This window comes from Staphylococcus cohnii subsp. cohnii, from assembly GCF_002902365.1.
GTDB lineage: Bacteria > Bacillota > Bacilli > Staphylococcales > Staphylococcaceae > Staphylococcus > Staphylococcus cohnii.
Genome location: NZ_PPQC01000051.1, coordinates 572 through 13,363, shown reverse-complemented (window position 1 = coordinate 13,363; position 12,792 = coordinate 572). Strand labels below are relative to the sequence as shown.

The following is a 12,792-nucleotide window of genomic DNA, read 5'->3' as shown; positions in this document are numbered from 1 at the left end:
AGCCATAAACATTTTGTTTTTTTCACTGTCTACTTGACAGGGTGCAGTTCACTGCGGTGGTTGTCTAGCATTTATAATTATTATGGGCATTATCTTTGCTGCGTGTTCTGCAACTATGGTTAATGAAGTTGATAAAGAATTGAATAATGGAAATTCTGAAGTTGAAAAAGATGACAATGCATCTAAAGGACAAAAAGCAGCATTAAACTCAGCTAAAACGTATGCAGATACAATGCACATGTCTAAAGATGGAATTTACGAACAACTAACATCTGACGCTGGAGATCAATTTTCAGAAGAAGATGCTCAATATGCAGTTGATCATTTGAAAGTAGACTACAAGAAAAATGCATTAGAATCAGCAAAATCATATCAAGATGACCAAAGTATGTCTAAAGATGCAATTTATGACCAACTAATATCTGATGCAGGTGATAAATTTACAGAAGAGCAGGCACAATTTGCTGTAGATCATTTAGAAGATTAATTTTCGGGCAGTTAACACTGCCCTATATATTTTTATCTTTTTATATGGAGAAATTCTATATAACTTAATTCAAAATTTTTATTACTTTTTATCTTTAAGGTTACTAAAATGTCACGTAAAATAACTCACCTATTTATTTAGGTGAGTTATTTTGTTTTCATAATATCCATTCAACTAATTCAGCTTCTTCATATGCCTTATTTTTAATTTAAAACTATTTAGTCCTTTTATGCTATTCAAAACAAATATATCTTTATCCATTTCTACTTTTCTAAACCTATCCAATAAAAATAGTTTTCGATATTTAGGATAATTCCAAAAATACTTCAAAAACGTGAAGGTTATTTTTTCTTTACAGTCTTTTTCCATATCAGGTCTAGTTTTAACAATTTAGACTTTTAGAAAAACCAGATGATTTATTCTCAAAACCATTATTTTTATAAAAACTATGAGCATTACCTCTTTCTTCTCTATTACCACTATTTAAAGTAATTGCTTCACATCCTAATTGAGTTGCTAAAATTTCTGACTCTTTTACTAAAAGTGTTCCATAACCTTTTTCTCTATAATTAGAATTTATAACAAATGCTAGTAAACGCATATACTCACCATTCTTTTCATAGAACATCATTTTGCACATACCACTCAACCCGATTATCACATCATCTTTTATTAATAGTAACAAATAATAATCTTCATGACTGTATATCTTTTTCAAACGATTAACTAAATCCTCTGTTATTGTTGGATAACCTAAATCTTCATATAAAACCAACAATTCTTTTATTTTGATTAAATCTTGTTCTTCAAATAACCTTATTTCTATTGTCATAATATAACCTACTTATATATAAAATTTCATATGTGGCTTTTCTTCTTTATAATAATCTAACCTATCTTGTAACGTGCCTGTATGTAATTCTAATTTATGCCCGTCTGGATCAGTGAAATATATTGATTTTTTATCTCTTATGTCTCTATTACGTCCTTCTAATATATTCACATTGTTATCTTTTAACCACTGATACCATTCATCAAATGTATTTTCATCAATTGTAAAAGCAATATGCGTATATGAGTATTGAATTTCATTTCTAGGTATATCCTTTTCTTCATTAAGTGCTAACCACAGACCACCTAATGCGAAATATGCAGTTTTATCACTTTCTACTAGAATATTAGCTTTTAAAATATCTTTATAGAAAACAATAGATTGCTTAATATCTGATACTGAATAGGTAACGTGATTTATAGATTGAATCATAAAGTACCACATTATACTTGAAATTTAGTTAATAAAATTTTTTCGATAGCCATGAAAAATTCTAAAATCTTGTTTTTCGTAAAATTTTGCTGAACGGTCTGTTGCTAATAAATCTATTCTTGTATTTGGATACTGTTTATGTAAATGAGTTATCAAAGAATTACCTATACCCATACCTCTTTTTTCTTCCATTATAAGTAATTCACAAATAAACAAAGTGGTATAACCATCTGTTAGACCTCTAATAAAACCAATAACATTATCACATTTATCAACGGCAACTATTGTTATGGAATTTTCTAAAGATTTCTTGTAGTTATCCTTACTTTCAACAAGCTCTTGCCATCCCTCAAGTTTATTCAATTCATTAATTTGTTCCCAATAACGTAAATGAAATTCTACTAATTTAAATTCAATGATAAATGCACATCCTTTTTATAATTCACAGAATATTCTAACATAAATAAACACAAAAATAATCTCTACATTTAATAGATACTGCTACGTAATCTTTTTATCAAAATGTAATATAAGTATATTCATAATTAATAGGTTTAACCATAACTTTTTGTTATCACCTTTATTTTTTAAGTATAGTACAATTAAGTTAATAATTTATTTTTTAAAGGAGAGTATTAAATGAAAAAAGTCTTATTTTTATTATTAGCAAGTTTCTTAGTTTTAGCAGCATGTGGGAATAAAGAAGAAAGTAAATCAGAAGATACAAAAGAAACAAAATCATCATCAAAAGATGATAAGAAAAAATCAAATGATGATAAAAATGCATCTAAGGATAAGAAAACAGATAAAGAAGATAACTCTGATAGCGATAATCAAACTACTAACAGTGACAGTCAATCACAAAATAGTGATGGCCAACAAGCTAACGTAGATAATCAAAATCAAACTACTAGCAATACACAACAAGCTAATTCAGACAAAGAGAATCAATCAGCTAATACTAACCAACAACAAACAACTGCTAACCAGCAACAACAAGCTAATGCAAATACGAAACAAAACCAACAAGTACAACAAAATAATCAACAAGCTAACGGTTATGACCCAAACAATCCATATATGAACATGCCTGACCAAGAATGGCGAAATAATACTGGAGATGGGCTTTCATCTGGTGAAAAGCAAACTATGTATGCAATTGAAAATAATCAATATGAAGTTGAAGACGCAGAACAAAAACTTGCAGCATTAAAATATTACCAAAATAAATATAGTCAATAATTTATAAGGCTTTCCTGCTGTAAGTTATATATTTTTAAAACAACCCACCTATTCATTTAGGTGGGCTTATTTTATCTCAACAATATCTTTTAAATTTAACAGTTTCTTCATATAAAATTAGTATCTACGTGTATGTGTCTACCTATATATGTAACCTTTTTAGTATTAATATAGACAATTTCAAAATAATGCAACTCAATTATGGATTCGTAATATATATTTTTATATTAATATATCGTTTAAATCATTCAATTTATCATTGCTTAGTGAAAGTTTATCTACTTTGTTTTGGTCTTCAACATAATGCTCTAATCTCTCATAGTGTTAAGGCGTATTTTTGAATAGCTGACTTGTGATATGCGTGGATTAAGATATTCACGTGTTATTTTACGACAGCAAGCCTCACTTTTATATCTAACTGTAAACATAGTATTACCTCAATAAATATTAACGGGACACTTGTTATAATATGTAAATAAAAAATAACCACCCATTGACATGCGTGGGTGGCTTAATAGAAAGACAAAAATATTCAATCCACTATACAAAACATTTATAAACTGCGATTATTTCTAATTTTCATTGCTTTAATAACTAAGTATATTGAATTTACACCCATTACAAGAACATAAGGTATTAATACAAACAAATTTTCTAATTTTGTAATAAAAATAAGACCAAATAAAAATAAAATATTTAACCAAATAGATATAAAAAAATTTGTGTCCAATTCAGGATTAATCTTCAAAAAATCACCCATTCTTTAAATTTCAATATAATTGCTTTATTGACGTTGAGCACGAAACAATTTTATTTTAACACAAAAAATAAAGCAAGCACATAAGTGCTTACCATCGATAATCAATCCAATACCCTATCAAAAACTTGTCGTACTCTCTTATCTGATACTTCAAATATACGTCCCACCATGATAATTGAATAATCTGTTGTACTTTTATATCACAATTGTTATTCAAGTGACCTAATTAAATCACTTAAATTTCTATTTTGTAAAAATGTTCAACTACTGGAAAAGGTTCATAATAACAATGCAATAAAGTCTTCCACTTTGTATATTCTTCAGACTCACGAAAACCTATTGTATGATCTTCTAATGTTTCCCACTCAACCAATAACAAATACTTACCTTCTTCTTCAAAACACTTATTTAACGAATGATTTATATAACCTTTCATCGAACTAATAATACTAGAGGCTTCTCTAAAAGATTCCTCAAATTCATTTTCCATATTCTTTTTAACTTGTAACATCGCTCCTTCAAGTACCAATGCAAAATCCCCTTTAAAATATATTTTAAAAAAATAATACAATTTTCTTTTATATTAACCACTTTTATATCATTAATCTATTTTGCCTTATTCCAATTGCTTTATTGACATTGGGCCTCGGAATAATTTATTTAAATGATAACATAAAAAATAGGGCAAACACATTAGTGCTTACCCTTCCACTATTTTATCCAACACCCTATCAAATACTTGTTTCACTTTCTTATCTGATACTTCAATTAAACGTCCCACCATGACAATTTAATAATCTTTTGTACTATTTTACTTGGCTATTGTTATATACCTCTGTAATGCCCTTTACAATCGATTCTAGGTTCATATATTGAAGTTCATCTCATGTGATTTATTCTTATAAATATCTACCATACTATGGTAATTACGCACGTATCTTTCTAGTATAACTCTCAATAAATTTCAAAATTTTTATACATGAAAAAAGCCCTCAACCGTTGTGGTTGAGAGCTCTTATAGTGGAGACGGCGGGAGTTCATTAAAGCGATTATCTATTCATGTAGAATACGCCATAAGTATTGTCATTTCAACGTTTAAGTTGTTTATTAAGTTGTGTGTAAAATGTTAAAATTACTAAAACATAAGTAATTTGGGGCAACGAAAATTGCTTTATAACGATAACATTATCATTCATATATGACCTTTGTTTCGATATTATGCCCTTGATTTAAAATATAAATTCTTCATAGTCAATGTTACTAGATCTTAAAAATTGTTCATATTCTTTTTTACTAGACAAAATATATCTTTTATCATTCTTGAAACTAATTACATATCTATAAAAGACTTCATCTTCGATATTTTCTTCTATTTCTTCAATTTCAAATTCACTAATTATGTCATTATCTAAATTAATATACTCAATTTTTTTAATTTTACTTTCATCATTTTGTATATCCCCTAAACTATCAATTAAGTGCCTTTTTATTAACTCTTCTTTTATTTTTTCTAATGAAAACTTAATCATTTTTATCCACCTTTCTTAGCAAATATCATCTTATAATTTTTATAAAAATATTTCTATAAATCAGAATAATTCTTAAAAGTTTTATATTGAACACTTAAAGTACATAATACTCATATTAATATATCACTGCAACACAGGACGTTTCTCAGCATTAAAAAACACCACTATTTAGGCAGTGGTGTTAATCAAACTATTATTTTATTCTATTTCTTAAGAATACTTTCTTGAATGGCAAATATTTTAACAGTATTCTTTCTACTAAACCTGTACTTGCTATAATAGATATAGAAGCATATATTTTTTGCAGTGTAATTCTTTTTTTATCATCTTCATATTTATGAAAATGAGCTAATTGGGAAATTGTGGATATATATGAATTTTTAAATTTTTCTGTTTTCATTTCGTAATATTTTCTAGTAATATTGCTATCTCTATCAACTAGTAAACTCAAATCTAAATTTCCATCAATTAAATCATTGAATTTCTCTACTGACAATAAGTTTCGATATGCTTCGCTTTTAAGTCTATTTCTATACATATTGTATAAATAAATTTCTTCCTCTAAAATTAAAAGTTCCCTTTTTTCTTTTTCGTCTTTACAATCCATATTATGTTTAATGATTTTACAATTTTCATCAGCTTTAATGGATAATTTTAAAAGATATTTTTCTAATTCATTTATTATTTGTAGAAGATGCTGAGCTGCTATATAATCTTTCAAATTTAAATCATTTATAGATCCACCTAAAAATTTGACTGCTCCAGTTAGACTAGTAATTGTGCTTTTTTCTATAATTTTACTTAACATTATGTAAAACATCTCCCTATTTAAAAATTTCAAAATAGCTAAAAAGAATAAAGAACAATACATCTATAAAATTTCAAAAAAAACACTCACCTTTTGGTGAGTGTCCAATGAGGGTCACGTACTTAAGATACGCTTAGAAACCATTCGACCTACTCATTGCTAAAACAGGCATATTGCTGTTACTATTATTTTAACATCATTAGATATTTTTAGCAATAGAAGTACTTTTAGGACTATTAAAATAACTATCATCTGGTAGTTTTAGACACGTTTCAGTTTCCAAAAACTCAGAACCACATTTTTCATTTCCTCTAAATCTTCTATACTTTGTATTGGCAATTAAATCGGCTACTTGAATAAGCCTATCATGTTTTGAATCTAAATATTTTATGGTGAACTTACTTTCTATCAACGGCATAAAGTCCCAATAAAATTGTTGAGACATAAATGTACCTGGTTTAGACCAATACCTATTTAAATAATAAATAAAGTTATTCAATCCCTCTTTACTATTAAAAGCTTCATTATCAATTTTGATGTTAACTACATCTTCTTTTCCTAAATAGTTCTTTTTAAATATTTCTTCTATAATTCTTCTAATTGTGTATTGTTTATACCGTTTAACATTATGTGGATTATGAAAATTCAATCTTTTCAATTCTGTATTTTTTACTATAACAAAAAACTGATGTGCTCCTTTTATATCAGATAAAATAGTCAATAATTTTTTTCTGTCTTTGATTTTTAAATGATTCCCTTTTATTTCTCCTTTTATATGTCTTTTTCTACAAAAAGCATTTATTTTATTATTAATTTCTTCAACAACACTTTTATCTTCTGCGAAAAGGCAACCATATAAAAAATATTCATGTCTACCATTATTACTCAATTGACCAGAATCATCAATATATAAGAATTTCTCACTCATTTTAATCACTCTTTTTAAATTAATTCTAAAAGAGTTTTCTAATAAAATAAAGACGGAACATTATTACGAACATAAATTCCTAAACTCACTATAGTCACTTTGAATAATATTAACTACTCCTCAAATCTACTTAATATCATCGATATGAAACTCTGCACTCGGATATTGTTTACTTAAATTTTCAATATCTCTCTCATTCTTTTTCTTCATCTTCTCCGATACCATCTATAAACACTGGTGTAGCTACATTCACTTATCTAACATTACAAGTTACAATATATGGTTGAATATTTTGTTCGTTTCTTAGATCAACTAACAAAGGGCGACGTGTTTCCCTACTTCCTTTATCTAATAACTCATGTAGCTACCGTCACAAATTGTTACATAAGCTCATGCACTAAAGTGGTGCGTTAGCTTACACACTAAAATACTGTATGAGATGTATACAAATTTTTATATACCACTGTCCATATTTGGACTGTGAAACTCACTGCGCAAATCTGCGCCACGAGATCATACATCATAAATATATTTCGACTATAAGCTGCGTAGCCAAATTGACTACGCACATCTATAAGTTAGATAACCAATATTTCGGTTTTCCAAAGTACCGTTTTGGTAATTCAGCTATTACAGAACTACATTTGAGCTTTTCAGAATTTAGAAAACGGAAATATGCGTTATCTAATATCCCCAAATATGGACGTATTACATCGATTTTTAAAAGTGTAGTTGTAACTACGGTTTCTCTTAGCAAAGCTCAAAAATGAGCCGTGTACTTTTTGCAAAGTCCAAATTTGGACTCTGCCGTCGTGTTTTAAGACCTCGCGCGCCAAGTTAGTGCATATTGCTAAATTAGCAATATGGTTTACATACTTTTCAAGAATTGCTCATAATTATCAAATATCCCATTCTCACATTCACTCTGTGCTGCATTGAGAAATGAATAAACGTATAGTTGTTCGTTTGATGTTTAATAATTTAAATGAAATTGATATAACATTAAGCTAAATAATAAATTACGATAAGATATTCTCATTAATATTTATGAATAGTACAATAGTATTTAAACACTATTATTAAAGGAGAATGTGATATGAAAAAGTTATTCTTTATGTTACTAGCAAGCTTTCTGATATTAGCTGCATGTGGTAATGAAGAAGAAAGTAAACTAGACGATAAGAAAGAAACTAAATCTGAAGATAAAGATAAGGAGACTGATAAAGAAAAAGAATCAGACAAAAAAGATAATAAATCAAATAATAAGGACGAAAAATCTAATGAAGAAGTAGCTAATAATAAAGACAAACCAAATGAAACTTCTCAAGAAAAACAAAAAATGGAAAATAAAAATAATACGCAACAACAAAATCCTAATATAAACAATAATGAAGGGCCTACTCAACAAGGTAATAGACCCTTTGGAGGTATTCCGCCTAAAGGTATGACAAATGAAGAATATCAACTTCTAGAAAACAATATGCCTAATGCAAATAATGTTTCAAATGAAGAATATGAGAAACTATTAAACGAACAAGTACAAAGAATAGCTAATAAAAATAATCACTCAATAGAAACACCAATGGGTACATTTACTCCAAATAATCAAAATGAGAATACAGATCAAAATCAAAAAATAGATTTAAATAAAATGCCTGCTGGTGATTTTTCAACTGAAGGTATGTCGGAAGAAGCCAAGAATAAAATAGAAGACCTCACAAGACAAAAAGATTTTGAAGGATTGTCACAAGAAGAATACAATGATCGTGTATCAGAAATAATGAATGAAGAAATGAACAACAATTAATGGTATCATGCGCTATATATTTTCAGCTTATAAAAGATATAATTTCACTTTTATTTGATACTACATTACAATTTCCCACTCTCACATTCACTCTCTGTTGCATCGAGAAATGAATAACCGTATAGTTGTTCGTTTGGTGTTCGATAATTGAATTTAAATCAACATTAAATATAAGAGTATTCACAAATAATTAGTTTAATCATAATTTTTTTGTTATCACCTTTATTTTTTATGTATAGTACAATTAAGTTATTAAATTATTTTTAAGGAGACATATAAATGAAAAAAGTTTTAGTTTTATTATTATTAAGTTTTCTAGTTTTGGTTGGTTGTCAAAGCCAAGAAGATAAAGAGAAAGAGTTTAAAAAATCAACAACTACATATGTAAACGAACTAAATAAACATTTGGATAAGTATGATGAAGATGAAGGTGAAAGCATAGCAGATTTCGCAAAAATTTCTAATAAAACAAAAAAAGAAATAATTAAATCTTTTGATAAATACAAAGACAATTTTGATAAAGATGCTTTAGATAACTACGAGAATAAAGAGGTTTATAACGCTTTATCGAACATTACTAGTTTGTATACTGATTACTATTCGAATGTAAATAAAACAGCAAAAATTAATAATATAGGTGATGAAACATTTATTAAACATCTAGCAAATTATACATATAGATTAAGTGATTCTTTAACTAATCAAGAGGAAAATTTAAAAGAAATAGATACAAAATCACTACTAGGTAAAAAAACAAACAATAAATTAAATGATATGATTCACACTGATGAAGATGACATGGATGAATATATGTCTGTATTTGGGAGTTTACAAGGTGAAGGGTACGAAGTTGATAATGTAGATGAATTACCAAAATTTAATGCTGTGAAATATAGTAAATATCAAAACAATCAACATGACAGAACAATGTCGGCAAACGAGTATAATGAAATAGCAGATGAAGCCAATAAAATGTTAGATTCTGATTCACAAGTTGAGCATGTTGATGATGAAGTTAACGTATATGTATATAATTTATTAATGGATAAATACAACGCATTAGTTGATTACGAATAATTGAAATTGCCACCTACTGTCATATATTTTAAACGCCCCACCTATTCATTTAGGTGGGCTTATTTTATCTCTACAATATCCATCAAGCTAATTTTACTTAACTTATCTTCTACATGGATGTATAAGCATTGCTCTAAGTCACCCACTTTGTGAATGATACCCTCTACATTTTCAATGTAACCGTCTTTATAATAGCTGACTGTAAGTGATGGATCATGAAACATCTTATATACTAATGTATCATTTAACTCATTTAATTGATCTTCACTTAATATAGGTCTCTCAGTTTTATTTTGGTCTAGTATGTATTGCTCTAATCTTTCGTATTGCTCAGGCATTGTCTTGAATGGTTGCCATTTAACCATTCCACGTCCTTGTGGTATGCGTGGATTAAGATATTCACGTGGTATTTTACGATAGTCCGTTTCATTTTTATATTTATCTGGCATCATAGTATCACCTCAATAAATATAATAGAACATATGTTCGTTATTGTAAATAAAAAAAGACAGACTAGACCGTCTGCCTTATAAATTAAGAGTTATAATGCTAAAAATTGATAAATACAATTTAACATGACATTGAACTATCAAGCAAATAACCATCCCGTAACATACTTGGGCAATTGGTATGAGCAAAAATTAATAATTATAAAATAATATATATATATAGCTGTATGTAAGTTTACTAAAGCATTAAATATTAGAATAAGCCTATTTTATACTCACTCTAATATGATTAAAAGAAAAAATTTAGTTGTATAATAACCAAATAAAAAAGACGACTTTTAAAGTCGTCTAGTGTGTATTCGTAAGAAAGTGATAAGTGATTCCATTACCTATTATATACAATTTTAGTTATATTGCAAATATTTAATCATTTTAACTATTAACTTGTCTAACATCTGCTTAACTCTCTGCTCGCCTACTTCGAATATACGAGCCATATCTTTGTAATTTTTCCCCTCTACCATCAGTAAAAACAAATTAAACTCTTTGAATGTTCCTACTGTTTCGGCAGCCAATTCTAGCTCGTTTAAAAATATCGCATCTTCTGTATTCATTTGATCTATACGCTTATGGTCAACTTCAGCACCTAACTCAAAGAAATCATCTGTTTCAATGGGTTTATCTTCATAATCATCGTTAATATGCTCGTGACAACTCAATATAAACTGTTTAATCGTCTTTTTATCATACATAGCTGATTTCACTCGCCAATCGATCTAATATAGACGTTCTAGCACGCAACAATACTCTTTGTTTAATACCGATAACGTCGCAAATAACGTCATCTGATAAGGTTTCCTTGTCCCACCACGTCAACTTGATAACTTGTTGCTTTAATAAAGAAGAATCATTATATACAGCAGTTATACCTTTAACCACATCACATATATTTCGGTACTGAAGGTCATTGACGTTATGAGGTCTGTTGATGTACCAGTCACAAAGTCTGTGATAGTTCAACATATACTTGGCTAACATTTTATAGTTCACATCTTGATACTCAATAATCATATGGCAAGCACCTCACGTTCATTTTGCAGGCTTTCACGTTTTGTTTCGATATAGTCATTATAAATCACTTTATTGGCTTGTATATGCTTCTCACGGCGTTGTGAACGGTTTTTATGATGGACTTGATATAAATCTTTCTGCAGTTTCTCAATCATTTTGTGTGGCTTATATGAGCCATTTGACTGCATGTATTGAATGATAGCCTTTTGTTCATACGAAGGATAGTGTTTGATTAGCTTTTTAACCAAATTTAGTCGTTTATTTGATTGTTTTTTATATCTATCCAGTTCGTCTTTTTTCTCAACAATCCAACATACTAACTTTTCTAAAGGATATGAAGTTGTGACTACACCCATCACATCATCACACACTGTATGACTGACATTTAAATGATACATTGCATCGATTTGTTCCTCTATTGCTTTTATTTTACGATTAATAAACATAGGATTATAAGCAGTTAATAGCTCGTATTCGGTTATCTTTTCTGCAGGATAATATCTTAATACTTGCTTACAGGGTTTTAGATGCATGTTATAACCTCATTTCTTTATATAGTTATATAAACGCTTATAAGTTTTCTGCAACAGTTGCAGAAATCCATTTCTTACCAAAATTTGGAAGGCATTATTATATATTTAAGTTTGTCCAACAGTTGGACAATTAGTCATTTTTGCCTATGCCAAACTCTTCATATACTGATTTAGGCTTCTTACCTGTCACAAAATCACCTACAGGATCATACTCATTTTTTGTCTTAGGTTCCATAATCTTGAGACGTGCCTCAACAGTTAAGCCTAATTTGGGACAAATGGCGTTCATTGTATTCACGCTATCCCTTTGTATTGTGTAATGAGGTGAGAGTTTACTTCCACGTTCAGTCACAACCACCATACCTTCTTCTTGTAATTTGAGTGTGGCATTTTTGTAGTTACTATATGTTTGGCAATAAGTAGCAAGCAGACCTTTGTCTAAATCTTTTATAGGTAATTCATTAATAAGTGGAAGCACTCTATACCATTCTTGAATAGCATCATCGTCTAAAAAATCGGGTGGCTCTTTTGATAAAGGTGTAAGCTCATTCATAGCTTTCTCGGTCGCATTTCTTTGGTCTTGTACATCTTTTGTACGGTATGCTTTCTGTTGTGATAATAATTTTCTTTGTGACATCCATATCATCTCCTATTAGTATTATATGTATTGAAACAATAATTCATATTAAGCTCTGACAAACGTCTTATAGTGCATTGAAAGGCTTAATAGTCGGATATTAGGCCATAAACGGCTTAAATTAGGCTATTTTATCTATTGATATTGTGAATTTTTACACAATTTTAGCTTTTCATTTCAAGATTCGGTTACGGATAAGG

The 12,792-nt window shown here is 28.5% G+C and carries 18 protein-coding genes and 1 pseudogene; 5 read left to right on the top strand and 14 right to left on the bottom strand.

Features of this window, described 5'->3' with window-relative positions; genetic code table 11:
• Window positions 1–115: 115 nt before the first annotated feature.
• A complete protein-coding gene (locus tag CD032_RS13170) occupies window positions 116–487 on the top strand; it encodes an Ltp family lipoprotein (protein WP_202800744.1) in 372 nt (123 codons plus the stop codon).
• A 382-nt stretch (window positions 488–869) separates the two neighbouring features.
• Here the strand turns inward: CD032_RS13170 and CD032_RS09640 are convergent, their stop codons facing one another.
• From CD032_RS09640 to CD032_RS09630, 3 genes are read right to left on the bottom strand one after another with little or no spacing between them, the layout of a single operon-like run.
• Window positions 870–1,319: a GNAT family N-acetyltransferase gene (locus CD032_RS09640; RefSeq protein WP_019469434.1), complete on the bottom strand. Its 450-nt coding sequence runs from the start codon at window positions 1,317–1,319 to the stop codon at window positions 870–872.
• A 12-nt stretch (window positions 1,320–1,331) separates the two neighbouring features.
• Window positions 1,332–1,751 (bottom strand): FosB/FosD family fosfomycin resistance bacillithiol transferase, encoded by a 420-nt coding sequence (fosB, locus tag CD032_RS09635; protein WP_019469435.1) that lies wholly within the window; start codon window positions 1,749–1,751, stop codon window positions 1,332–1,334.
• A gap of 24 nt (window positions 1,752–1,775) precedes the next feature.
• On the bottom strand, window positions 1,776–2,114 hold the full coding sequence (locus CD032_RS09630; RefSeq protein ID WP_159081967.1) for a GNAT family N-acetyltransferase: 339 nt from the start codon (window positions 2,112–2,114) through the stop codon (window positions 1,776–1,778).
• 276 nt (window positions 2,115–2,390) lie between these two features.
• On the opposite strand from CD032_RS09630, the gene CD032_RS09625 reads away from it, so the two are divergent.
• A complete protein-coding gene (locus CD032_RS09625) occupies window positions 2,391–2,993 on the top strand; it encodes a hypothetical protein (protein WP_019469437.1) in 603 nt (200 codons plus the stop codon).
• 553 nt (window positions 2,994–3,546) lie between these two features.
• On the opposite strand, the gene CD032_RS13485 is transcribed toward CD032_RS09625, so the two are convergent.
• The 6 genes and pseudogenes from CD032_RS13485 to CD032_RS13660 all read right to left on the bottom strand — a co-directional run.
• On the bottom strand, window positions 3,547–3,753 hold the full coding sequence (locus CD032_RS13485) for a hypothetical protein (protein WP_103211451.1): 207 nt from the start codon (window positions 3,751–3,753) through the stop codon (window positions 3,547–3,549).
• 235 nt (window positions 3,754–3,988) lie between these two features.
• Window positions 3,989–4,282 carry an antibiotic biosynthesis monooxygenase family protein gene (locus CD032_RS09610; RefSeq protein WP_019469438.1) on the bottom strand — a complete coding sequence of 98 codons (294 nt, stop codon included), beginning with the start codon at window positions 4,280–4,282 and terminating at the stop codon, window positions 3,989–3,991.
• Between the two features lie 700 nt (window positions 4,283–4,982).
• On the bottom strand, window positions 4,983–5,282 hold the full coding sequence (locus CD032_RS09605) for a hypothetical protein (protein WP_103211450.1): 300 nt from the start codon (window positions 5,280–5,282) through the stop codon (window positions 4,983–4,985).
• 193 nt (window positions 5,283–5,475) lie between these two features.
• A complete protein-coding gene (locus CD032_RS09600) occupies window positions 5,476–6,090 on the bottom strand; it encodes a hypothetical protein (protein ID WP_103211449.1) in 615 nt (204 codons plus the stop codon).
• 199 nt (window positions 6,091–6,289) lie between these two features.
• The gene (locus CD032_RS09595) at window positions 6,290–7,018 is read right to left on the bottom strand and encodes a DUF3800 domain-containing protein (RefSeq protein ID WP_103211448.1); all 729 of its coding nucleotides are present in this window, start codon (window positions 7,016–7,018) and stop codon (window positions 6,290–6,292) included.
• Between the two features lie 126 nt (window positions 7,019–7,144).
• Window positions 7,145–7,271 (bottom strand): annotated as a pseudogene (locus CD032_RS13660) (terminase small subunit); the annotation flags it as partial.
• Window positions 7,272–7,575: 304 nt separating this feature from the next.
• Here CD032_RS13660 and CD032_RS13165 point away from each other — a divergent pair.
• From CD032_RS13165 to CD032_RS09585, 3 genes are all read left to right on the top strand, one after another.
• Window positions 7,576–7,788 carry a hypothetical protein gene (locus tag CD032_RS13165; protein ID WP_126116908.1) on the top strand — a complete coding sequence of 71 codons (213 nt, stop codon included), beginning with the start codon at window positions 7,576–7,578 and terminating at the stop codon, window positions 7,786–7,788.
• Window positions 7,789–8,114: 326 nt separating this feature from the next.
• Window positions 8,115–8,825: a hypothetical protein gene (locus tag CD032_RS09590; protein ID WP_103211447.1), complete on the top strand. Its 711-nt coding sequence runs from the start codon at window positions 8,115–8,117 to the stop codon at window positions 8,823–8,825.
• Between the two features lie 279 nt (window positions 8,826–9,104).
• Window positions 9,105–9,902: a hypothetical protein gene (locus tag CD032_RS09585; protein ID WP_103211446.1), complete on the top strand. Its 798-nt coding sequence runs from the start codon at window positions 9,105–9,107 to the stop codon at window positions 9,900–9,902.
• 59 nt (window positions 9,903–9,961) lie between these two features.
• Here the strand turns inward: CD032_RS09585 and CD032_RS09580 are convergent, their stop codons facing one another.
• The 5 genes from CD032_RS09580 to CD032_RS09560 form a co-directional block, all read right to left on the bottom strand.
• On the bottom strand, window positions 9,962–10,354 hold the full coding sequence (locus CD032_RS09580; RefSeq protein ID WP_103211445.1) for a YolD-like family protein: 393 nt from the start codon (window positions 10,352–10,354) through the stop codon (window positions 9,962–9,964).
• Window positions 10,355–10,755: 401 nt separating this feature from the next.
• A complete protein-coding gene (locus CD032_RS09575) occupies window positions 10,756–11,103 on the bottom strand; it encodes a hypothetical protein (protein WP_019469460.1) in 348 nt (115 codons plus the stop codon).
• Entirely contained in the window at window positions 11,096–11,422 is a 327-nt protein-coding gene (locus tag CD032_RS09570; RefSeq protein WP_103211444.1) for a hypothetical protein, read from the bottom strand. Before CD032_RS09570 ends, CD032_RS09575 begins: the two co-directional genes overlap by 8 nt.
• Window positions 11,419–11,955, bottom strand: a complete 537-nt coding sequence (locus tag CD032_RS09565; RefSeq protein WP_019469462.1) for an encapsidation protein CP3 — start codon at window positions 11,953–11,955, stop codon at window positions 11,419–11,421. Before CD032_RS09565 ends, CD032_RS09570 begins: the two co-directional genes overlap by 4 nt.
• Before the next feature lie 130 nt (window positions 11,956–12,085).
• Window positions 12,086–12,592, bottom strand: a complete 507-nt coding sequence (locus CD032_RS09560) for a phage terminase small subunit P27 family (protein WP_071560459.1) — start codon at window positions 12,590–12,592, stop codon at window positions 12,086–12,088.
• Window positions 12,593–12,792 lie beyond the last annotated feature (200 nt).